Consider the following 19,762-nt stretch of genomic DNA (forward strand, 5'->3'; position numbering starts at 1 on the left):
GAGGAATATCATGAGTTTTGAAGGAAAAATCGCGCTGGTTACCGGTGCAAGTCGCGGGATCGGCCGTGCAATCGCTGAAACGCTCGTTGCCCGTGGCGCAAAGGTTATCGGTACTGCCACCAGCGAGAGCGGTGCGCAGGCGATCAGCGACTATTTAGGTGCTAACGGTAAAGGTCTGCTGCTGAATGTGACCGACCCGGCATCTATCGAATCTGTCCTGGGAAATATTCGCGCAGAGTTTGGTGAAGTTGATATCCTGGTTAATAATGCCGGTATTACTCGTGATAACCTGTTAATGCGAATGAAAGATGACGAGTGGAACGATATTATCGAAACCAACCTGTCATCAGTTTTCCGTCTGTCAAAAGCAGTAATGCGCGCTATGATGAAAAAGCGTCACGGCCGCATTATTACTATCGGTTCTGTGGTCGGTACCATGGGAAATGCTGGTCAGGCTAACTACGCTGCGGCGAAAGCGGGTCTGATTGGTTTTAGTAAGTCGCTGGCACGTGAAGTCGCGTCCCGCGGTATTACCGTAAACGTTGTTGCTCCGGGCTTTATTGAAACGGACATGACGCGTGCGCTGTCTGACGATCAGCGTGCGGGTATTCTGGCGCAAGTTCCGGCGGGTCGCCTCGGCGATGCAAAAGAAATCGCCAGTGCGGTTGCGTTCTTAGCTTCTGACGAAGCAGGTTACATCTCTGGTGAAACCCTGCACGTCAACGGCGGAATGTACATGGTCTGACCGAGTTTTGCGCAAAACGTTCAGGAACCGCGCAGTCTGTGCGATTCCGCGTACGGTTTTGTGCAAAATGATTTGCGTTATGAGGGCAAACAGCCGCAAAATAGCGTAAAATCGTGGTAAGACCTGCCGGGATTTAGTTGCAAATTTTTCAACATTTTATACACTACGAAAACCATCGCGAAAGCGAGTTTTGATAGGAAATTTAAGAGTATGAGCACTATCGAAGAACGCGTTAAGAAAATCATCGGCGAACAGCTGGGCGTTAAGCAGGAAGAAGTTACCAACAATGCTTCCTTCGTTGAAGATCTGGGCGCTGATTCTCTTGACACCGTTGAGCTGGTAATGGCTCTGGAAGAAGAGTTTGATACTGAGATTCCGGACGAAGAAGCTGAGAAAATCACCACTGTTCAGGCTGCCATTGATTACATCAACGGTCACCAGGCGTAAGTGAACATCTCCAGGCGGTCATTCGACCGCCTGAGTTTTATCTTTAGTTTGTCCCACAAGAATTTATTTTCCCTCCCTGGAGGACAACCGTGTCTAAGCGTCGTGTAGTTGTGACCGGACTGGGCATGTTGTCTCCTGTCGGCAATACCGTAGAGTCTACCTGGAAAGCTCTCCTTGCCGGTCAGAGTGGCATCAGCCTGATCGACCATTTCGATACTAGCGCCTATGCAACAAAATTTGCTGGCTTAGTAAAGGATTTTAACTGTGATGACATCATCTCGCGTAAAGAACAGCGCAAGATGGATGCCTTCATTCAATATGGAATTGTCGCTGGCGTTCAGGCCATGCAGGATTCTGGTCTTGAAGTAACGGAAGAGAACGCAGACCGCATCGGCGCAGCTATCGGCTCCGGCATCGGCGGTCTCGGCCTGATTGAGGAAAACCACAGCTCGCTGACCAACGGCGGACCTCGTAAGATCAGCCCGTTCTTTGTACCGTCTACAATTGTTAACATGGTGGCCGGACATCTGACCATCATGTTTGGCCTGCGTGGGCCGAGCATCTCCATCGCGACCGCCTGTACTTCCGGTGTGCATAATATCGGTCAGGCCGCGCGTATCATTGCTTACGGCGATGCCGACGCAATGGTTGCCGGCGGTGCGGAAAAAGCCAGTACCCCGCTCGGCGTGGGTGGCTTTGGCGCAGCCCGCGCGCTCTCTACCCGCAACGACAATCCGCAGGCGGCAAGCCGTCCGTGGGATAAAGATCGCGACGGTTTTGTGCTTGGCGACGGTGCCGGTATGGTGGTGCTGGAAGAGTACGAGCACGCTAAAAAACGCGGCGCGAAAATCTACGCGGAAATCGTTGGTTTTGGTATGAGCAGCGATGCTTACCATATGACCTCTCCTCCGGAGAACGGTGCGGGTGCGGCGCTGGCAATGGTTAACGCCATTCGCGATGCGGGCATTGAGCCGGGCCAGATTGCCTACGTCAACGCGCACGGTACTTCGACGCCAGCGGGCGATAAAGCGGAAACTCAGGCCGTTAAGTCAGTCTTTGGCGATGCGGCTCGCCGCGTGATGGTCAGCTCGACCAAATCGATGACCGGGCACCTGCTGGGCGCCGCGGGGGCGGTAGAGTCTATCTACTCAATCCTCGCGCTGCGCGATGGCGTGGTTCCGCCGACCATCAACCTGGATAACCCGGACGATGGCTGCGATCTGGACTTCGTCCCGCACGAAGCTCGTCAGGTTTCCGGCATGGAGTACACCTTGTGTAACTCCTTCGGCTTTGGCGGCACCAACGGTTCGCTGATCTTTAAAAAGGTCTAAGCCGTTAATCTCGTCACCCAGCCATGACTCAGGCCTGCATTTATTGCGGGCCTTCTTTTTTCTTCAGCTTTCTCTGCTTGTCCTGCGTAATTCATCCTGCGACACTGGCGGGCCACCGATAAGGAGCCACTATGTTCTTGATTAATGGCCGCGAACAGGACGTCCTGGCCGCTAACGACCGAGCGATACAGTTTGGCGACGGATGCTTTACCACCGCGCGTATTGTGGAAAATAGCGTGCAGATGCTGCCTGCCCACCTTCGGCGTTTGCAGCAGGCCTGCGAAAAGCTGATGATCCCCTATAGCCACTGGCAAACGCTGGAACAGGAAATGCTGCGCCTGGCGCAGACCGAGAAAAGCGGCGTCCTCAAGGTTATTCTGACGCGCGGTTCCGGCGGCCGCGGCTATAGCGGCACGCTGTGCCAGGCGCCGACCCGCATTCTCAGCGTATCCCCGCTACCGGCGCACTATTCCCGCTGGCGCGAAGAGGGCATCGCTCTGACCCTGAGCCCGATACGGCTGGGGCGCAACCCGTCGCTTGCCGGCCTGAAGCACCTTAACCGCCTGGAGCAGGTGCTGATCCGCTCTCATCTTGAGCAGACGGAGGCTGACGAGGCGCTGGTTCTTGACAGCGACGGGTGGCTTACGGAATGCTGTGCCGCGAATCTGTTCTGGCGCAAGGGAATGGAGGTATTTACGCCGCGTCTTGACCAGGCGGGCGTGAACGGGATTATGCGCCAGTATTGTATCGCGAGGCTGGCACAATCGCCGTTTCGCGTTGTCGAAGTCACCACGGGCCCTGATGCGTTGCGCGATGCCGATGAAGTGCTGATTTGCAATGCCCTGATGCCGCTGGTGCCGGTTCGCCGCTGGGACGAGAGCCGTTGGTCCTCGCGCGAGCTTTATCATTTTTTAGCCCCACTGTGTGAGCTGTCTGGTTAGTCATGAAGAAAATGTTACGTTTTATCCTGCTATTGTTAGTGGTGTTCGGCATTGCCGCAGGCGTGGGCATGTGGAAAGTCCGCCAGCTCGCTGACAGCAAGCTGCTTATCAAAGAAGAGACCATCTTTACCCTTGAAGCCGGCACCGGGCGCATTGCGCTGGGTCAGCAGCTGTACGGTGATAAGGTTATCAACCGGCCTCGCGTCTTCCAGTGGCTGCTGCGGATTGAGCCGGAGCTGTCGCACTTCAAAGCCGGCACCTACCGCTTCACGCCGAAAATGACGGTGCGCGAAATGCTCCAGCTGCTTGGCAGCGGCAAAGAGGCCCAGTTCCCGCTGCGTTTCGTTGAGGGAATGCGGGTGAGCGACTATCTGCGCCAGCTGCGCGACGCGCCGTATGTCAAGCATACGCTGGCCGACGACAGCTATGAAACGGTAGCGAAAACGCTCGATCTTGAACACCCGGACTGGGTGGAAGGCTGGTTCTGGCCGGATACCTGGATGTATACCGCCAATACCAGCGATGTGGCGATCCTCAAGCGGGCGCATCAGAAGATGGTCGCCGAGGTGGACAAAGCGTGGGAAGGGCGGATGGATAACCTGCCGTACCAGGATCAAAACCAGCTGCTGACCATGGCGTCAATTATCGAAAAAGAGACGGCGGTGCCGGAAGAGCGCGACCGCGTGGCGTCGGTATTTATCAACCGCCTGCGTATCGGCATGCGTTTGCAAACCGACCCGACGGTGATTTACGGCATGGGTGAGGGTTATAATGGCAAGCTGACGCGCAGGGATCTCGAAACTCCGACGGCCTATAATACCTATGTGATTAGCGGCATGCCGCCGGGGCCGATCGCCGCGCCTGGAGAGGCCTCGCTGACCGCCGCCGCGCATCCGGCGAAAACGCCGTACCTCTATTTTGTCGCTGACGGTAAGGGCGGGCATACGTTTAATACCAATCTGTCCAGCCACAACCGCTCGGTTCAGGATTATTTAAAAGTTCTTAAGGAAAAAAATGCGCAGTAATTACATCGTTATCGAAGGCCTGGAGGGCGCAGGAAAAACCACCGCACGTAACCTGGTGGTAGAGGCGCTGGAGCAATCCGGCGTCAGCGATCTGCTGTTTACCCGCGAGCCGGGCGGCACCATCCTTGCCGAGAAACTGCGCAGCCTGGTTCTCGATATCCAGTCCACCGGCGATGAAGTGATTAATGATAAAGCCGAAGTGCTGATGTTTTATGCCGCCCGCGTTCAGCTGGTGGAAACGGTAATTAAGCCGGCCCTGGCCCGCGGACAGTGGGTGATTGGCGACCGCCACGATCTCTCGACCCAGGCGTACCAGGGCGGCGGCCGCGGCATTGACCAGACGATGCTGGCGACGCTGCGCGACGCGGTGCTCGGCGATTTTCGTCCGAACCTGACGCTCTATCTCGACGTGACGCCTGCGGTGGGCCTCAAGCGCGCGCGCGCGCGCGGCGAGCTCGATCGTATTGAGCAGGAGTCGCTGGACTTCTTCAACCGGACCCGCGCGCGCTACCTTGAGCTGGCGGCGCAGGACCCGACGATCCGCACCATTGATGCCACCCAGCCGCTGGAAGCGGTCGCGCGCGATATCCGCGCGGTTATCAGCCAGTGGGTGGCGGAGCAGCGCGCATGAAATGGTATCCGTGGTTACGCCCGCCTTTCGAGCAATTAGTCACCAGCTATCAGGCCGGGCGGGGTCACCATGCGCTACTGCTGCAGGCCCTGCCGGGAATGGGTGGCGATGCGTTGCTCTACGCGCTGTGCCGCTACCTGATGTGCCGACAGCCGGAAGGACACAAAAGCTGCGGCCACTGCCATAGCTGCCAGCTGATGCAGGCCGGTACGCATCCTGATTACTACACGCTGGTGCCGGAGAAGGGAAAAAGCGCCCTCGGCATTGACGCCGTTCGCGAAGTGAATGAAAAGCTCTACGAACGCTCGCGCCTCGGCGGCGCCAAGGTAGTGTGGATTAGCGACGCGGCGCTGCTGACCGATGCGGCGGCGAATGCCCTGCTGAAGACGCTGGAAGAGCCGCCGGAAAATACCTGGTTCTTCCTCGCCTGCCAGGAGCCCGCGCGGCTGCTGGCCACGCTGCGCAGCCGCTGCCGCCTGTATCATCTTGCTCCGCCTGCTGAATCCTATGGTCTGGCGTGGCTGGAGCGCGAGGTGAGGCTGGAGCAAAACGCGCTGCTGGCCGCGCTGCGCCTGAGCGCCAATGCGCCAGCGGCGGCGCTGGAACTGCTTGAGGAGAGCCGCTGGGCCTCCCGGCAGCAGCTAATCCAGACTCTGGCAAACGTACTAACCGACGGCGACTGGCTAACGCTGCTGCCGATTCTGAATCATGAACAGGCCGCCGTTCGCCTGCACTGGCTGGCATCGCTGCTGCTGGATGCGCAAAAAAGGCAGCAGGGGATCGCCCTGGTGAGCAACCCCGATGCCTGGACCCTGATAAACCAGCTGGCGCATGCGCTGCCGGCCAGCCGCCTGCAGGCTATTGCGCGGGACGTCAGCGCCTGCCGCGAGCAGCTGCTGAGCGTGGTCGGCGTCAACCGCGAACTGCTGCTAACCGAGCGCCTTCTGCGCTGGGAACATTACCTGCAACCTGGGGCGGTTCTCCCCGTTTCCCACCTCTGAGCGAGACATTATGTTTTTAGTCGACTCCCACTGCCATCTTGATGGCCTGGATTATGAAACCCTGCATAAAGACGTGGACGATGTGCTGGCGAAAGCCGCCGCGCGTGACGTGAAGTTCTTCCTTGCCGTTGCCACGACGCTGCCGGGATATCGCGGGATGCGCGAGCTGGTCGGGCAGCGTGACAACGTGGTTTTCTCCTGCGGCGTGCATCCGCTCAACCAGGATGAAGCGTACGACGTCGACGAGCTGCGCCAGCTGGCCGCGGAAGAGGGCGTGGTGGCGATGGGGGAGACCGGGCTGGACTATTTTTACACCCCGGAAACCATGCCCCGTCAGCAGGAGTCCTTCCGCAATCACATCCGCATCGGTCGTGAGCTAAACAAGCCGGTGATTGTGCACACCCGGGACGCGCGGGCCGATACGCTGACAATTTTGCGGGAAGAAAAAGTGACGGATTGCGGCGGCGTACTACACTGTTTCACAGAGGATAGAGAGACCGCGGGTAAATTGCTGGACATGGGGTTCTATATCTCGTTTTCCGGTATTGTCACGTTCCGTAACGCCGAACAGCTGCGCGACGCCGCGCGCTACGTTCCCCTCGATCGCCTGCTGGTGGAGACCGATTCGCCTTACCTGGCGCCGGTTCCCCATCGTGGTAAAGAGAATCAGCCGGCGATGGTTCGTGACGTTGCCGAATACATGGCGGTTCTGAAGGGCGTTTCGCTGGAGCAGCTGGCGCAGCAGACCACCGATAATTTCGCCAGATTGTTCCATATCGACCCCTCCCGCCTGTAACCTGCCGATCTTCCTATTATTTTAAGGCTCGTAATTAATACTTAAAGCGAGTAAAGTTCACCGCCACAAAAGGGGCGGTGACGTGCTTTTGGTTACATTTAGATACAGCTTATGTAAGTTGATGTAAACTTTCCCACGCCGACTGATTGAAACGTGATAGCCGTCAAACAATCATTCCGCCAATTATTTTACTCTGTGTAATAAATAAAGGGCGCTTAGATGTCCTGTCCACGGCACGGTTCTCCCCCCGTGCCAATGCGTGAAAACGTAAAAAAGTACCAAATACTCAGGAGCACTCTCAATTATGTTTAAGAATGCATTTGCTAACCTGCAGAAGGTCGGTAAATCGCTGATGCTGCCGGTCTCCGTACTGCCTATCGCAGGTATCCTGCTGGGCGTCGGTTCCGCAAACTTCAGCTGGCTGCCAGAAGTCGTTTCCCACGTCATGGCAGAAGCAGGCGGTTCGGTATTCGCTAATATGCCGCTGATCTTCGCTATCGGTGTGGCGCTTGGCTTCACCAATAACGACGGCGTATCCGCGCTGGCTTCGGTCGTTGCTTACGGCATCATGGTGAAAACCATGGCGGTTGTTGCCCCTCTGGTTCTGCATCTACCTGCTGAAGAGATTGCGGCTAAGCACCTGGCTGATACCGGCGTACTCGGCGGTATTATTTCCGGCGCAATCGCGGCATACATGTTCAACCGCTTCTATCGCATCAAGCTGCCAGAGTATCTGGGCTTCTTTGCGGGCAAGCGTTTTGTGCCGATTATCTCCGGTCTGGCCGCTATTTTCACCGGCGTGATCCTCTCCTTCATCTGGCCTCCGATCGGTACTGCTATCCAGACCTTCTCTCAGTGGGCTGCGTACCAGAACCCGGTTGTGGCGTTCGGTATCTACGGCTTCATTGAGCGTTGCCTGGTACCGTTTGGCCTGCACCACATCTGGAACGTTCCTTTCCAGATGCAGATTGGCGAATACACCAACGCGGCGGGTCAGGTCTTCCACGGCGATATCCCGCGCTACATGGCAGGCGACCCGACTGCGGGCAAACTGTCCGGCGGCTTCCTGTTCAAAATGTACGGTCTGCCGGCTGCTGCTATCGCTATCTGGCACTCCGCTAAACCGGAAAACCGCGCGAAAGTGGGCGGTATCATGATCTCCGCGGCGCTGACCTCGTTCCTGACCGGTATTACCGAGCCGATCGAGTTCTCCTTCATGTTCGTTGCGCCGATCCTTTACGTTATCCACGCAATTCTTGCAGGTCTGGCATTCCCGATCTGTATCCTGCTGGGTATGCGTGACGGTACTTCGTTCTCCCACGGCCTGATCGACTTTATCGTTCTGTCCGGCAACAGCAGCAAGCTGTGGCTGTTCCCGATTGTCGGTATCTGCTATGCGATCGTGTACTACGTTGTCTTCCGCGTGCTGATTAAAGCGCTGGACCTGAAAACTCCGGGTCGCGAAGATTCAACTGAAGACAGCAAAGTGGGCGCAACCAGCGAAATGGCTCCGGCCCTGATCGCGGCGTTCGGCGGTAAAGAAAACATCACTAACCTTGATGCGTGCATCACCCGTCTGCGCGTTAGCGTGGCTGACGTAGCGAAAGTTGATCAGGCTGGCCTGAAAAAACTGGGCGCTGCCGGTGTGGTCGTTGCAGGTTCAGGCGTTCAGGCAATCTTCGGGACTAAATCCGATAACCTGAAAACTGAAATGGATGAGTACATCCGCGCCAACTAAGTTGTGATGTGGGGAGACTAAGGCAGCCGAATGGCTGCCTTTTTTAATGGATTCAGCGAGTAAAAAGGGAGCCGGCTGGCTCCCTGGTTTTTTTATGGTCAGCGCTGAGGATAAATCAGAACTGATAGCTGGCGGTGATGCTGAAGTTGCGCGGTTCGCCGTAAACAATCGAGCCGTCAATGTTGGTATCGTAGGTTTTATCGAACAGGTTGTTGATATTACCCTGTAAGGCGAAGTTTTTGGTGACCTGGTAGCGGCTGAATAAATCAACCAGCGCGTAGCTGCCTTGTTCCGCGCGGAAGGTACCGTACGGCGTGACGGTATCTTTATAGACCCGGTTCTGCCAGTTCACGCCGCCGCCAACGGTCAGCTCGGGCATCGCCGGCAGACGATAGCTGGTGAACACTTTGACGCTGGTACGCGGCAGGTTCGGGTTCACCGCGTTGCCTTCATTATCTTCCGCGACATAGCGCGTGGCCCCGAAGGTCATCTGCCAGTTATCGGTAATCGCCCCGTTAACTTCGAACTCGACGCCTTTACTCACCGTACCGTTGACGGTTTTGTAGGCCGTATCGCCGTTGCTGCCGGCAATCGGGGTTCCGGTAGACTGCCCCAGGTTATCCTGTTCGATACGGAACACGGCCAGCGTCGTGGTCAAACGGCTGTCCATCCAGTCTGATTTCAGGCCAAGCTCATAGTTGTTGCCGGTGATCGGCGTCAGATATTTACCCGAGCTGTCGCGGACGTTCTGCGGCTGGAAGATTGAGGTGTAGCTGGCGTAGGTCGACCAGTTATCATCAATGTCGTACACCAGGCCGGCGTACGGCGTCGTATGGTTTTTCTCCATGCTGTAGGAGAGGGTATCGATACGCCAGTTGGTATAGCGCGCGCCGAGAATTAAGTGCAGCGGGTCGGCCAGGGAGAAGCGCGTCGCGGCATATAGGGACTTCATCCGGGTGGTGTCGTCCTGGGCGAGGCTTTGCGGGCCCCAGTTCGTTTCAGGGAAATTCCCCGCATTGAAGTTATTAAAGCTGCCGATTTCATCCGGGAACACGTTGGCCCAGGAGCTGAAATAGCGATTATTTTGTTTGCTGTAGCTGCCGCCGACGATCAGGTTATGCTGGCGCCCGAACAGATCGAAGCCGCCATCGGTAAACAGATCTACGGCATCGATTTTACGTTTGCCGCTGTTCCAGCCGGTCCCGCCAACGTAGTCATAGCCCGGGCCATAGCTGCCGTATGGGCCGACCAGCATGCCGGTCTCTTTGTTGACGTACGCATCGACGTACATCATTTTGCTGTCGAATTTGACCTCGGAGTGGGTTGCCGTCATGGTCGCCTGCCAGGTATCGGCAAAGCGCTGCTTCAGCGTGACGAAGACTTTGTTGAACTCTTTATCGTTATAGGCCCAGTCCGGAGAGGTGCTGTGGGCGCGATCGTAGTGGTTCTTGCTGCCGTCGGTATTCCAGCGCGGCAGGCCGCCCCAGGTTGGGCTGTCGACGTCGATGCGCTGGTATTCGTAGCCGGCGGAGAGGCTGGTTGAGGTGCCAAGGTCGGCATCGAGAATGCCGGAGAAGAACGTTTTTTCGCTGTTGTAACGATCGAGCCAGGAGTCATTATTCTGATAGCCAGCGACGATGCGCGCCCGGACGTTACCGTCCTCGGTCAGCGGGCTCTGCACGTCCGCGACGTAGCGCTGCTTGTTCCAGCTGCCGTACTCCGCCGAAAGATTACCTTTAAATTCCCGGCTGGTGGCATGTTTACGAATCATATTGATTGAAGCGGAGGGGTTGCCCGTGCCGGTCATCAGACCGTTGGCGCCGCGCACGACTTCAACCCGCTCAAAGAGCGCGGTATCGGAGAGCGCGTCCCCCAGGTTCCAGCGGGATTCAAAATAGGTTGGAATACCATCAACCATATAGTTGTCTATCTGAAAACCGCGGGAGTAATAGCTGCTGCGATCGGAGTCCGCCTGGCTGCGGCTGATCCCGAGCGTGTTGTCCATGACGTCGCCAAGGGTTTGCAGCTGCTGATCCTGCATCCGCTGCTCGCTGATGATGCTGACCGATTGCGGAATATCGCGCTGGGTCATCAGCATTTTTGTTCCGGCTGACGTGGTTTTAACGCTGTAATCCTGCTGCTGTTCGCCGACGCCGGCTGGCGTTGTCCCTTCTACAATGATGGTGTCGTCGGTCGTACCGGCGGCAATGCCGAGGGCGGGGTGGAGCGCCAACGCAATGCCGACGGCGAGTAGAGACGGCGCGCGGCGACCATCCCGTAAGCTGGTAGTGAAAGACATTATTAACCCTTAATTAGGAGACAATCGTTATACGCCGAGGCTCTTTGGCCGCGGTCGAACCATTCCTGAAGTGCGCTGTAACCACATAGTGAATACAAATGAGAAATATACGCATTTATATTTAATGTGTAAACAGAGGTAAGAATGGCGGTCAAAAATGGCGTTTATCGGCGCCGGCGGCGGGTCCCGATCCGGGATATGCTTAATCCGTCATCAGCCAGGCCCGCCGCCGCGTAAGAAAAAGTGCATTCGGGTTGAAAGAGGGGGAGTAACTCGCTCATACTCTTAGATGAATCCTGTGCATCCGCGTTTATCTGCAGAGGCAGGCCAGAGCACGGTATAAAAATTAATAAGGAATCAGTCATGGCAGAAGAAACGATTTTTAGCAAAATCATTCGCCGGGAGATCCCGTCGGATATTGTTTATCAGGATGAGCTTGTTACCGCCTTTCGCGATATTTCTCCACAGGCGCCGACCCATATTCTGATTATCCCCAATATCCTGATTCCTACCGTCAACGACGTCACCACGGAGCACGAGCTGGCGCTGGGACGGATGATGACCGTCGCGGCGAAAATTGCGCGTGATGAAGGCCTTGCCGACGATGGCTATCGTCTGATCGTCAACTGTAACCGCCACGGCGGCCAGGAAGTTTACCATATCCATATGCACCTGCTGGGCGGTCGCCCGCTGGGTCCAATGCTGGCTCACAAAGGCTAATCAATGCGCGCAGCTCATTTCGGCACTCTTCTGGCGGCGGCGCTGCTGGCCGGCTGCGGTTCTCACGCGGAAATTCCGGTGGGAGAACAGCAGACGCTGGTGATGGAGTCTAACGTCTTAGCCGCAGGTATCAGCGCCGATGCGCCTGAGGTCACCGCCTCACAGATTCAGGCCACCGCGACTTCAAGGCTGTTCAACGAACGCCAGGAGCCGATCGTCGTGCATTACCGATTTTTCTGGTATGACGCCAGAGGACTGGAGATGCACCCGCTGGAGCCGGCCCGCAGCATAACGGTGCCCGCGCGCTCATCCGTGACGCTTTACGGTAGCGCGAATATTTTGGGGGCGCACAAGGCCCGACTTTATCTTTATCTGTAAGAGGTAATTGTGATGATTAAAATGTGTCGCTATGCGTTGATCACAGCACTGGCGATATTCCTTGCCGGGTGCGTCGGGCAGCGTCAGGAACCCGCGCCGGTAGGGGAGGCGCAGCCGAAGCCGGAACAGCCTGCGCAGCCGCAGCCTACGGTGCCGACCGTGCCGGGCATTCCGGCAGTGCCGGCGCAGCCTGGGCCGATTGAGCATGAACAGCAGCCGACGCAGCCGACGCCGCGCGTTCGCCACTATGACTGGAACGGCGCGGTGCAGCCGATGGTCGGGCAGATGCTGCAGGCGGGGGGCGTGAATGCGGGCAGCATTCTGCTGGTCGATAGCGTCAACAACCGCACTAACGGGACGCTGAACGCCGGCGACGCGACCGCGGCCCTGCGCAATGCGCTGACGGGAAACGGCAAGTTTACGCTGGTCTCGCCGCAGCAGCTCGGAGTAGCGAAACAGCAGCTTGGCCTGTCGCCGCAGGATAGCCTCGGTAGCCGCAGCAAAGCGATGGGCATCGCGCGCACCGTTGGCGCGCAGTACGTGCTCTACTCTAATGCCACCGGCAACGTCAATTCACCTGAGCTGAAGATGCAGCTGATGCTGGTGCAAACCGGCGAGATTATTTGGTCAGGTAAAGGTGCAGTTCAGCAACAGTAAGCTTACGCGCGATGAGGTATTGTCGCGCTTTTTCCCCCGCTATTCGCCGCTCGACGATCCGGCCTTTGCCGGTCTGAGCGGCGGTAGCTGCATTATCAGCAACGGCACCCGGCGGCTGGTACTACGCCAGCCGCACGATCCTGCCGCGCCCGCCAGCGATTTCCTTCGTCAATATCGCGCGTTATCCCGGATGCCGGATACGCTTGCACCGTCGCCAGTTTTTTACTCGCCGCGCTGGATGGTGGTGGAATATTGCGTCGGTGAAATGAAAAGCGCGCTTCCGCCGGGCCCGCAGCTGGCCGGGGTGTTGTATCATCTGCACCAGCAGCCGCGCCTGGGCTGGCGTATCGCGCTGGCGCCGCTGCTGGAACACTACTGGCAGCAGAGCGACCGCTCGCGACGAACCCCGCTCTGGCTGCGCTGGTATAAGCACCTGCTACGGCGCGGAGAGCCTCGCCCGCTGCGCCTGGCGCCGCTACATATGGATGTGCATGCGGGCAATCTTGTCCATACCGAGGGCGGGCTGCGGCTGATCGACTGGGAATATGCCGGCGACGGCGATATTGCGCTGGAGCTTGCTGCCGTGTGGATTGATTCCGCGCAGCATCGGCAGCTGGCAGCGGAGTACGCCCGACAGGCGAACATTAATGAGCGCCAGCTGTGGCGACAAATTCAGCGCTGGCGCCCGTGGGTATTGATGCTAATGGCAGGCTGGTATGAGCGTCGCTGGCAGCAAACCGGCGACCGGCAGTTTATCGCCCTGGCAGATGCGGCCTGGCGTCAGTTAGACAAATAATATAAGAGAGGTCAGTGTGGGTCCGGTAATGTTGGATGTCGAAGGTTTTGAACTGGATGCGGAAGAGCGGGAGATCCTCGCGCATCCCTTGGTTGGCGGGCTGATTCTCTTCACCCGCAACTATCACGATCCGGCGCAGCTGCGCGAGCTGGTGCGGCAGATCCGCGAAGCTTCGCGCAATCATCTGGCGATCGCGGTCGATCAGGAAGGCGGGCGCGTGCAGCGCTTTCGCGAGGGCTTTACCCACCTGCCGGCCGCGCAGTCCTTTGCCGCACTGCTGGGGATGGAAGAGGGCGGCAGGCTGGCAGCGCAGGCCGGCTGGCTGATGGCCAGCGAAATGATCGCTATGGATATTGATATCAGCTTTGCGCCGGTGCTCGACGTCGGCCACATTAGCGCCGCCATCGGCGAGCGCTCCTATCATGACGATCCCGAGAAGGCGCTGGCCATCGCGCGCTGCTTTATTGACGGTATGCATGAAGCGGGAATGAAAGCGACCGGGAAGCATTTCCCGGGCCACGGGGCGGTAACCGCGGATTCTCATAAAGAGACGCCGCGCGACCCGCGCGCTGAGGCGGAAATTCGCGCCCGGGATATGGCCGTTTTCCGCACGCTGGTTGCGGAGCAGAGGCTTGATGCGATTATGCCTGCCCACGTTATTTACACCGACGTCGACCCGCGTCCGGCCAGCGGCTCGGCGCACTGGCTGAAGACGGTGCTGCGCGGGGAGTTAGGCTTTGACGGCGTGATTTTCTCCGACGATCTGTCGATGGAAGGCGCGGCGATTATGGGCAGCTACGCCGAGCGCGGGCAGGCTTCCCTGGACGCGGGTTGCGATATGATCCTGGTCTGTAATAATCGTAAGGGTGCGGTCAGCGTGCTGGATAACCTGTCGCCGATCAAAGCAGAGCGTGTTACGAAATTGTATCATAAAGGTTCCTTTACCCGTCAGGAACTAAGGGATTCCGCCCGTTGGAAGGCGGTCAACGCGCAGCTGGAGCAGCTCCACGCGCGTTGGCAAGAGGCGAAGTCCGCGTAGCAAACCTGAAGGGCGTTGTTGTCTGGTGAGGATACGATGATTATCTATTTACACGGTTTTGACTCTAACAGCCCCGGTAACCATGAGAAGGTGCTGCAGCTGCAGTTTATCGACCCCGACGTGCGGTTGATTAGCTACAGTACGCGGCATCCGAAGCATGACATGCAGCACTTGTTAAAAGAGGTCGATAAGATGCTGCAGCTCAACGCCGACGATCGGCCGCTGATTTGCGGCGTTGGTCTGGGCGGCTACTGGGCGGAACGAATTGGCTTCCTCTGCGATATCCGCCAGGCGATTTTTAACCCGAACCTGTTTCCCGATGAGAACATGGAAGGGAAGATCGATCGGCCGGAAGAGTACGCGGATATCGCCACCAAGTGCGTGAATAACTTCCGTGAAAAAAATCGCGATCGTTGCCTGGTGATGCTTTCCCGCAAGGATGAAGCGCTGGACAGCCAGCGTTCCGCTGAGCTGCTGCATCACTACTATGAAATTATCTGGGATAACGAGCAGAGTCATAAATTCAAGAGTATCTCCCCGCATCTGCAGCGGATAAAGGCCTTTAAGACCCTCGGCTGATCGCCTCCCTCCAGCCCGCTGTGTGAATGCACCGTGGGCTTTTTTTATCCATTCTGTGATTGCTTGCACAAAAAATGTGCGGTAAAACTTGATGCATATCAATTTTGGTATGACCAATGAACCGTTCATGTTATTCTCGATTTCGCTGAATGGTTTCAATGCTGTAACTTGTTGTTAATTAAAGGCTATTTATATAACTTTTAATTAACAATTGGTTAATAATTTTAGGGGGTCACGTGACTACACCATTGAAAAAAATAGTAATCGTTGGTGGCGGTGCCGGCGGACTGGAACTGGCTACTCAGTTGGGTAAAAAGCTGGGCCGTAGCAAAAAAGCGAAAATCATCCTGGTGGATCGCAACCATAGCCATCTGTGGAAACCGCTGCTGCATGAAGTGGCAACGGGTTCGCTCGACGAAGGTGTAGATGCGCTGAGCTACCTGGCTCATGCCCGCAATCACGGTTTCCAGTTCCAGCTCGGTTCCGTCGCGGATATCAACCGCGAAGCAAAAACCATCACGCTTTCCGAACTGCGTGACGAAAAGGGCGAGCTGCTGGTGGCCGAGCGTAAGCTGCCTTACGACACGCTGGTCATGGCGCTGGGCAGTACCTCTAACGACTTTAATACGCCGGGCGTTAAAGAGAACTGTATTTTCCTCGACAACCCGCACCAGGCGCGTCGTTTCCATCAGGAAATGCTGAACCTGTTCCTGAAATACTCCGCGGATCTCGGCGCCAACGGCAAAGTGAATATTGCTATCGTCGGCGGCGGGGCCACCGGCGTTGAGCTTTCTGCCGAGCTGCATAATGCGGTTAAGCAGCTGCATAGCTACGGCTACAAAGGGCTGACCAACGAAGCGCTGAACGTCACTCTGGTTGAGGCCGGGGAGCGTATTCTGCCGGCGCTGCCGCCGCGTATTTCCGGCGCCGCACACAGCGAGCTGACCAAGCTCGGCGTGCGGGTGCTGACAAAAACCATGGTCACCAGCGCCGATGCTAACGGCCTGCACACCAAAGACGGCGAATTTATTAATGCCGATCTGATGGTATGGGCTGCCGGGATTAAGGCGCCGGACTTTATGAAAGAGATCGGCGGTCTGGAAACCAACCGCATCAACCAGCTGGTGGTCGAGCCGACGCTGCAAACGACCCGCGATGCGGATATCTATGCCATCGGCGACTGCGCTTCCTGCGCCCGTCCGGAAGGCGGATTCGTGCCGCCGCGCGCGCAGGCCGCACACCAGATGGCAACCTGCGCGTTGAATAACATCCTTGCGCAGATGAAAAACAAACCGTTGAAAACTTATACTTATAAGGATCACGGTTCGCTGGTTTCGCTCTCCAACTACTCGACCGTCGGCAGCCTGATGGGCAACCTGATGCGCGGTTCAATGATGATCGAAGGCCGTATTGCGCGCTTCGTTTACATCTCCCTGTACCGCATGCACCAGATTGCGCTGCACGGCTACTTTAAAACCGGCCTGATGATGCTGGTGGGGCGCATCAACCGCATCATTCGTCCGCGCCTGAAGCTGCACTAATTCTCGGGCGCTCTGCTCCCGGATGACGGCGTTAACGCCTTCTCCGGGTTGCGGAGCGCGGCGAGCCGCCGCCCGGTCGGATAACGCGCTGCCGGGCGGTTACCTGGAATATCCTTCTGTAATATTCGCTATATCCTCTCGGATTCCTCTGAATCCCCGCTGTTTGCTGCAGATCCTCGCATTTTTCATCCGCTTTCTGATTTGCAAGCTCCCCGGGTAGATAGCAAAATTATCGCTATCAGCAACAAAGGAGGATGCCCCGTGAATAAATCAATGTTGGCGGGTATAGGGATTGGCGTGGCTGCCGCGCTGGGCGTGGCAGCTGTCGCCGGTCTGAACGTACTGGATCGTGGACCGCAGTATGCGCAGGTGGTCTCCAGTACACCGATAAAAGAAAGTGTTAAAACGCCGCGTCAGGAGTGTCGCAACGTCACCGTCACCCATCGTCGTCCCGTGCAGGATGAAAACCGGATTGCCGGCTCGGTGCTCGGCGCGGTTGCCGGTGGGGTTATCGGCCACCAGTTTGGCGGCGGCCGTGGCCGCAGCGTTGCCACCGTAGTGGGCGCGCTGGGCGGCGGCTATGCCGGTAACCAGATTCAGGGATCGATGCAGGAAGGCGATACCTACACCACGACGCAGCAGCGCTGCAAAACGGTGTACGACAAATCGGATAAAATGCTGGGCTATGACGTCACTTACAAAATCGGCGGACAGCAGGGCAAGATTCGCATGGAACATGACCCCGGCACGCAAATTCCGCTGGATAGCAACGGTCAGCTGATTCTGAATAACAAAGCGTAAAAAAGACGTTTATTGATATTTGCCCCTCATCGCTCAGGATGAGGGGCTTTTTTTATCAGAAGCTCAGGGCGTAGTTCAGACCAAAGGTGCGGCCACGGCCTTTGTACTCATACAGCGAACTGCTGCCGTAGGTTGGGCTGTAAAGCAGCGGTGCGCGCTGGCCCCAGATGGTAACGTAGTCTTCGTTCAGCAGGTTTTCGATGCTGAAGGTGAGCTTACCCAGCGGGAGCGCGTAGCTGCCGATAAAGTCGACGGTGTTGTAGCCATCAAGCTTGTTGCCGCTGGCGTCGCTAAGATCGAACACCTGCTGAGTTTGCACGCGCAGCGACCACGGGTCCGGCGCCCAGCCGACCCAGGCGGTGGCTTTCGACGGAGAGGCCAGGGTCACATCCCATTTCTGCCAGCTGCCGTCGCTCTTCACCTGTGATTTCAGAACGTTGAAGTTAGCTCCTGTGCTCCAGTCGCTCTCCGGGAAGGCGTAATCCACCGCCCCTTCAACGCCGTAAATACGACGCTTATCGGACTCAACGTCAATCGTCATATCGGTGCGGTTGACGACGATGGTTTTATCCGACGTAGAGTAGTAGGCCGCCAGCTGCGTACGCAGGTTGTCGCCGGTGTAGCGCCAGCCCAGCTCGTAAGAGTTGACTTTGATCCCCTGCAGCGGCGAGTCCCCGACGTTGACGCTCGACAGCAACGGAAGGTTGCCGTTAACGGCGGTGCCGTATTTACCAATGCCGTAGTATTTACCCGGATCAGGCAGCTCGACGCCCTGGGAGAAGTTAAACCAGGTCTGCTGACGGTCGGTAATGTGGACGACAATCCCGGCGTTAAACAGGAAGTTATCGTAATCCGTTTTCCCGCCAGGAATGGCATCCGCCGAGCTGGCTTTACCGTTGGCGACGTCCTGCTGCTGCGCGTAGCCGACAAAATCATTAACCCGGTTTTCCGTCCACTGGTAGCGCACGCCGCCGCTGAGGGTGAAGATATCGTTCAGGTCATAGCTGCTCTGCAGGAACGGGGCGAGATTGGTGATGCTGTAGCCCGGGTAGCGGCCGGTGGTGTAGATGGCCTGATTGTTCAGCCCGCCGGAGGCCATCGATTCGTTGAGGTCGAAGAACATCTGGTTGGCGTTGAAGGTTTCATGATCGGCATCGAGCCCCCAGGTCAGATCCCAGCCGTCCAGCGGCTGGCTGTTGAGGGTAATTTTGGCCCCGTACTGATCGGTATCCTGCTTCGAGGAGGAGAAGCTGCTGACCTGGCCCTTAGCGAGGGTCGGGAAGGGGTAAAAGGTCAGGGATTCGTCGCGATAGTAGATCTGGCTGACCAGATTCTGGCCGTAGAAGTCGGCATCGGAATACTGCAGGCTGATCAGATGACGCTCGGTGCCGGGGACGCGGTCGGAATCCAGCCCGTTGGTGGTGTAGGCCTTGCCGTCACCGGTCACCGCCGACATATTTTTCCCGAGGTACAGGCCGTAGTCGTCGCCCTGGCTTTTGTAGTATTGCGTCACCAGCTGGAGCTGACGATTGTCGTCAATGTCGATGGTGCCAGTACCCATCACGTCGAGGCGGTCGGAGTGCTGCAAACCGGTCTGGGTGTTATCGAGGATCAGCGCATCGTTATTGCCGTCATACCAGCCGCCGAAGCGCTGATAAGCCACCGATAATCTGCCGGAGGCGTGCTCGGTACCGCCGCTCACCGCTGCCGCCACGCGTTCATCATGGTCGTTGCTGTTAGCAAAACCCGTTTTGCCGCCCAGTTCGAGATCGACCTGACGATCCTGCTGGCCTTTTTTGGTCACAATATTAATCAGGCCGCCGGTACTGCCGCCGCCGTACAGCGAAGTTGCGCCGGAGATGACCTCGATATGCTCAATATTGAACGGGTCGATCGAGTCCAGCTGACGGCTGTCGGTGCGGGAGGAGTTAAGCCGTACGCCGTCGATCAGCACCACGATGGCGCGACCGCGCATATTCATGCCGTAGTTCGTCCGCCCCTGGCTGCTGACGTCGATGCCTGGAATGAGCTGCGCCAGCACATCTTTGAATTCCTTGCCGCCCTGAACCTGCTGTTCAATTTCGTGACCCTCAATAACCCAGGTGGTCTGCGCCATTTCGGCAACGGTACGGTGCGTACGGTTGGCGCTAACGATAAGGTTTTCTTCGGCCGCCTGGGTGGTAAAGACGGGGAGGGTGGTGGCCAGCAGCAGTGGGTTAAGAACCCAGAGACGCGTGTTCATTCGCATTCCTTTTATGAGTTAACGGCTTGGTTGTAAGCGTTGTTGTTTTATTTTT

The 19,762-nt window shown here is 57.2% G+C and carries 19 protein-coding genes; 17 read left to right on the forward strand and 2 right to left on the reverse strand.

All coding sequences use genetic code 11. The annotated features are described in order from the left end of the window. Nucleotides 1-10: 10 nt before the first annotated feature. The 9 genes from fabG (at nucleotide 11) to ptsG (ending at nucleotide 8,655) form a co-directional block, all read left to right on the forward strand. Nucleotides 11-745 (forward strand): 3-oxoacyl-ACP reductase FabG, encoded by a 735-nt coding sequence (gene fabG / locus GO007_RS05120; RefSeq protein ID WP_041144966.1) that lies wholly within the window; start codon nucleotides 11-13, stop codon nucleotides 743-745. 210 nt (nucleotides 746-955) lie between these two features. Then, nucleotides 956-1,192, forward strand: a complete 237-nt coding sequence (gene acpP / locus GO007_RS05125) for an acyl carrier protein (RefSeq protein ID WP_000103754.1) — start codon at nucleotides 956-958, stop codon at nucleotides 1,190-1,192. 89 nt (nucleotides 1,193-1,281) lie between these two features. Next, nucleotides 1,282-2,523 carry a beta-ketoacyl-ACP synthase II gene (fabF, locus tag GO007_RS05130; RefSeq protein WP_095096408.1) on the forward strand — a complete coding sequence of 414 codons (1,242 nt, stop codon included), beginning with the start codon at nucleotides 1,282-1,284 and terminating at the stop codon, nucleotides 2,521-2,523. Between the two features lie 131 nt (nucleotides 2,524-2,654). Next, on the forward strand, nucleotides 2,655-3,464 hold the full coding sequence (gene pabC, locus GO007_RS05135) for an aminodeoxychorismate lyase (RefSeq protein WP_095096411.1): 810 nt from the start codon (nucleotides 2,655-2,657) through the stop codon (nucleotides 3,462-3,464). Between the two features lie 2 nt (nucleotides 3,465-3,466). Next, a complete protein-coding gene (yceG, locus tag GO007_RS05140; protein ID WP_095096414.1) occupies nucleotides 3,467-4,489 on the forward strand; it encodes a cell division protein YceG in 1,023 nt (340 codons plus the stop codon). Beyond that, on the forward strand, nucleotides 4,479-5,120 hold the full coding sequence (gene tmk, locus GO007_RS05145; RefSeq protein WP_095096417.1) for a dTMP kinase: 642 nt from the start codon (nucleotides 4,479-4,481) through the stop codon (nucleotides 5,118-5,120). The genes yceG and tmk overlap by 11 nt, the downstream gene beginning before the upstream one ends. Next, on the forward strand, nucleotides 5,117-6,121 hold the full coding sequence (gene holB / locus GO007_RS05150) for a DNA polymerase III subunit delta' (RefSeq protein WP_095096420.1): 1,005 nt from the start codon (nucleotides 5,117-5,119) through the stop codon (nucleotides 6,119-6,121). Before tmk ends, holB begins: the two co-directional genes overlap by 4 nt. Before the next feature lie 10 nt (nucleotides 6,122-6,131). Continuing rightward, nucleotides 6,132-6,917: a metal-dependent hydrolase gene (locus tag GO007_RS05155; protein WP_095096423.1), complete on the forward strand. Its 786-nt coding sequence runs from the start codon at nucleotides 6,132-6,134 to the stop codon at nucleotides 6,915-6,917. A gap of 304 nt (nucleotides 6,918-7,221) precedes the next feature. Next, nucleotides 7,222-8,655, forward strand: coding sequence for a PTS glucose transporter subunit IIBC (gene ptsG, locus GO007_RS05160; protein WP_095096426.1), 1,434 nt, complete (start codon nucleotides 7,222-7,224; stop codon nucleotides 8,653-8,655). Nucleotides 8,656-8,770: 115 nt separating this feature from the next. On the opposite strand, the gene fhuE is transcribed toward ptsG, so the two are convergent. Further along, nucleotides 8,771-10,954, reverse strand: a complete 2,184-nt coding sequence (gene fhuE, locus GO007_RS05165) for a ferric-rhodotorulic acid/ferric-coprogen receptor FhuE (RefSeq protein WP_095096429.1) — start codon at nucleotides 10,952-10,954, stop codon at nucleotides 8,771-8,773. A 363-nt stretch (nucleotides 10,955-11,317) separates the two neighbouring features. Between fhuE and hinT the strand changes: the two genes are divergently transcribed. The 8 genes from hinT (at nucleotide 11,318) to GO007_RS05205 (ending at nucleotide 17,465) form a co-directional block, all read left to right on the forward strand. After that, on the forward strand, nucleotides 11,318-11,674 hold the full coding sequence (hinT, locus tag GO007_RS05170; RefSeq protein WP_041144975.1) for a purine nucleoside phosphoramidase: 357 nt from the start codon (nucleotides 11,318-11,320) through the stop codon (nucleotides 11,672-11,674). A gap of 3 nt (nucleotides 11,675-11,677) precedes the next feature. Next, the gene (locus GO007_RS05175; RefSeq protein ID WP_045854851.1) at nucleotides 11,678-12,052 is read left to right on the forward strand and encodes a YcfL family putative periplasmic lipoprotein; all 375 of its coding nucleotides are present in this window, start codon (nucleotides 11,678-11,680) and stop codon (nucleotides 12,050-12,052) included. Nucleotides 12,053-12,073: 21 nt separating this feature from the next. Further along, nucleotides 12,074-12,709 (forward strand): penicillin-binding protein activator LpoB, encoded by a 636-nt coding sequence (gene lpoB / locus GO007_RS05180; RefSeq protein ID WP_189339837.1) that lies wholly within the window; start codon nucleotides 12,074-12,076, stop codon nucleotides 12,707-12,709. Beyond that, nucleotides 12,690-13,505 (forward strand): thiamine kinase, encoded by an 816-nt coding sequence (thiK, locus tag GO007_RS05185; protein WP_095096438.1) that lies wholly within the window; start codon nucleotides 12,690-12,692, stop codon nucleotides 13,503-13,505. The genes lpoB and thiK overlap by 20 nt, the downstream gene beginning before the upstream one ends. Before the next feature lie 28 nt (nucleotides 13,506-13,533). Next, nucleotides 13,534-14,544: a beta-N-acetylhexosaminidase gene (nagZ, locus tag GO007_RS05190; RefSeq protein ID WP_157349077.1), complete on the forward strand. Its 1,011-nt coding sequence runs from the start codon at nucleotides 13,534-13,536 to the stop codon at nucleotides 14,542-14,544. A gap of 36 nt (nucleotides 14,545-14,580) precedes the next feature. Continuing rightward, nucleotides 14,581-15,123: an alpha/beta hydrolase YcfP gene (gene ycfP / locus GO007_RS05195; protein WP_095096443.1), complete on the forward strand. Its 543-nt coding sequence runs from the start codon at nucleotides 14,581-14,583 to the stop codon at nucleotides 15,121-15,123. 236 nt (nucleotides 15,124-15,359) lie between these two features. Beyond that, nucleotides 15,360-16,664 carry an NAD(P)/FAD-dependent oxidoreductase gene (locus tag GO007_RS05200; protein ID WP_095096446.1) on the forward strand — a complete coding sequence of 435 codons (1,305 nt, stop codon included), beginning with the start codon at nucleotides 15,360-15,362 and terminating at the stop codon, nucleotides 16,662-16,664. A gap of 261 nt (nucleotides 16,665-16,925) precedes the next feature. After that, nucleotides 16,926-17,465 carry a glycine zipper 2TM domain-containing protein gene (locus tag GO007_RS05205; protein ID WP_052698707.1) on the forward strand — a complete coding sequence of 180 codons (540 nt, stop codon included), beginning with the start codon at nucleotides 16,926-16,928 and terminating at the stop codon, nucleotides 17,463-17,465. 55 nt (nucleotides 17,466-17,520) lie between these two features. Here the strand turns inward: GO007_RS05205 and GO007_RS05210 are convergent, their stop codons facing one another. Next, the gene (locus tag GO007_RS05210; RefSeq protein WP_095096449.1) at nucleotides 17,521-19,707 is read right to left on the reverse strand and encodes a TonB-dependent siderophore receptor; all 2,187 of its coding nucleotides are present in this window, start codon (nucleotides 19,705-19,707) and stop codon (nucleotides 17,521-17,523) included. Nucleotides 19,708-19,762 lie beyond the last annotated feature (55 nt).

Origin of the sequence: Klebsiella sp. 10-1, from assembly GCF_009758445.1 — a bacterium.
GTDB classification, from domain to species: domain Bacteria; phylum Pseudomonadota; class Gammaproteobacteria; order Enterobacterales; family Enterobacteriaceae; genus Klebsiella; species Klebsiella scottii.

Bases quoted from the DNA above. Each gene is read 5' to 3' on its own strand.
- GO007_RS05175 (WP_045854851.1), top strand. From the start codon at position 11,678: ATGCGCGCAGCTCATTTCGGCACTCTTCTGGCGGCGGCGCTGCTGGCC.
- pabC (WP_095096411.1), top strand. From the start codon at position 2,655: ATGTTCTTGATTAATGGCCGCGAACAGGACGTCCTGGCCGCTAACGAC.
- tmk (WP_095096417.1), top strand. From the start codon at position 4,479: ATGCGCAGTAATTACATCGTTATCGAAGGCCTGGAGGGCGCAGGAAAA.
- ycfP (WP_095096443.1), top strand. From the start codon at position 14,581: ATGATTATCTATTTACACGGTTTTGACTCTAACAGCCCCGGTAACCAT.
- lpoB (WP_189339837.1), top strand. From the start codon at position 12,074: ATGTGTCGCTATGCGTTGATCACAGCACTGGCGATATTCCTTGCCGGG.
- fhuE (WP_095096429.1), bottom strand. From the start codon at position 10,954: ATGTCTTTCACTACCAGCTTACGGGATGGTCGCCGCGCGCCGTCTCTA.
- GO007_RS05155 (WP_095096423.1), top strand. From the start codon at position 6,132: ATGTTTTTAGTCGACTCCCACTGCCATCTTGATGGCCTGGATTATGAA.
- yceG (WP_095096414.1), top strand. From the start codon at position 3,467: ATGAAGAAAATGTTACGTTTTATCCTGCTATTGTTAGTGGTGTTCGGC.
- holB (WP_095096420.1), top strand. From the start codon at position 5,117: ATGAAATGGTATCCGTGGTTACGCCCGCCTTTCGAGCAATTAGTCACC.
- nagZ (WP_157349077.1), top strand. From the start codon at position 13,534: ATGTTGGATGTCGAAGGTTTTGAACTGGATGCGGAAGAGCGGGAGATC.
- fabG (WP_041144966.1), top strand. From the start codon at position 11: ATGAGTTTTGAAGGAAAAATCGCGCTGGTTACCGGTGCAAGTCGCGGG.
- hinT (WP_041144975.1), top strand. From the start codon at position 11,318: ATGGCAGAAGAAACGATTTTTAGCAAAATCATTCGCCGGGAGATCCCG.
- GO007_RS05210 (WP_095096449.1), bottom strand. From the start codon at position 19,707: ATGAACACGCGTCTCTGGGTTCTTAACCCACTGCTGCTGGCCACCACC.
- acpP (WP_000103754.1), top strand. From the start codon at position 956: ATGAGCACTATCGAAGAACGCGTTAAGAAAATCATCGGCGAACAGCTG.
- ptsG (WP_095096426.1), top strand. From the start codon at position 7,222: ATGTTTAAGAATGCATTTGCTAACCTGCAGAAGGTCGGTAAATCGCTG.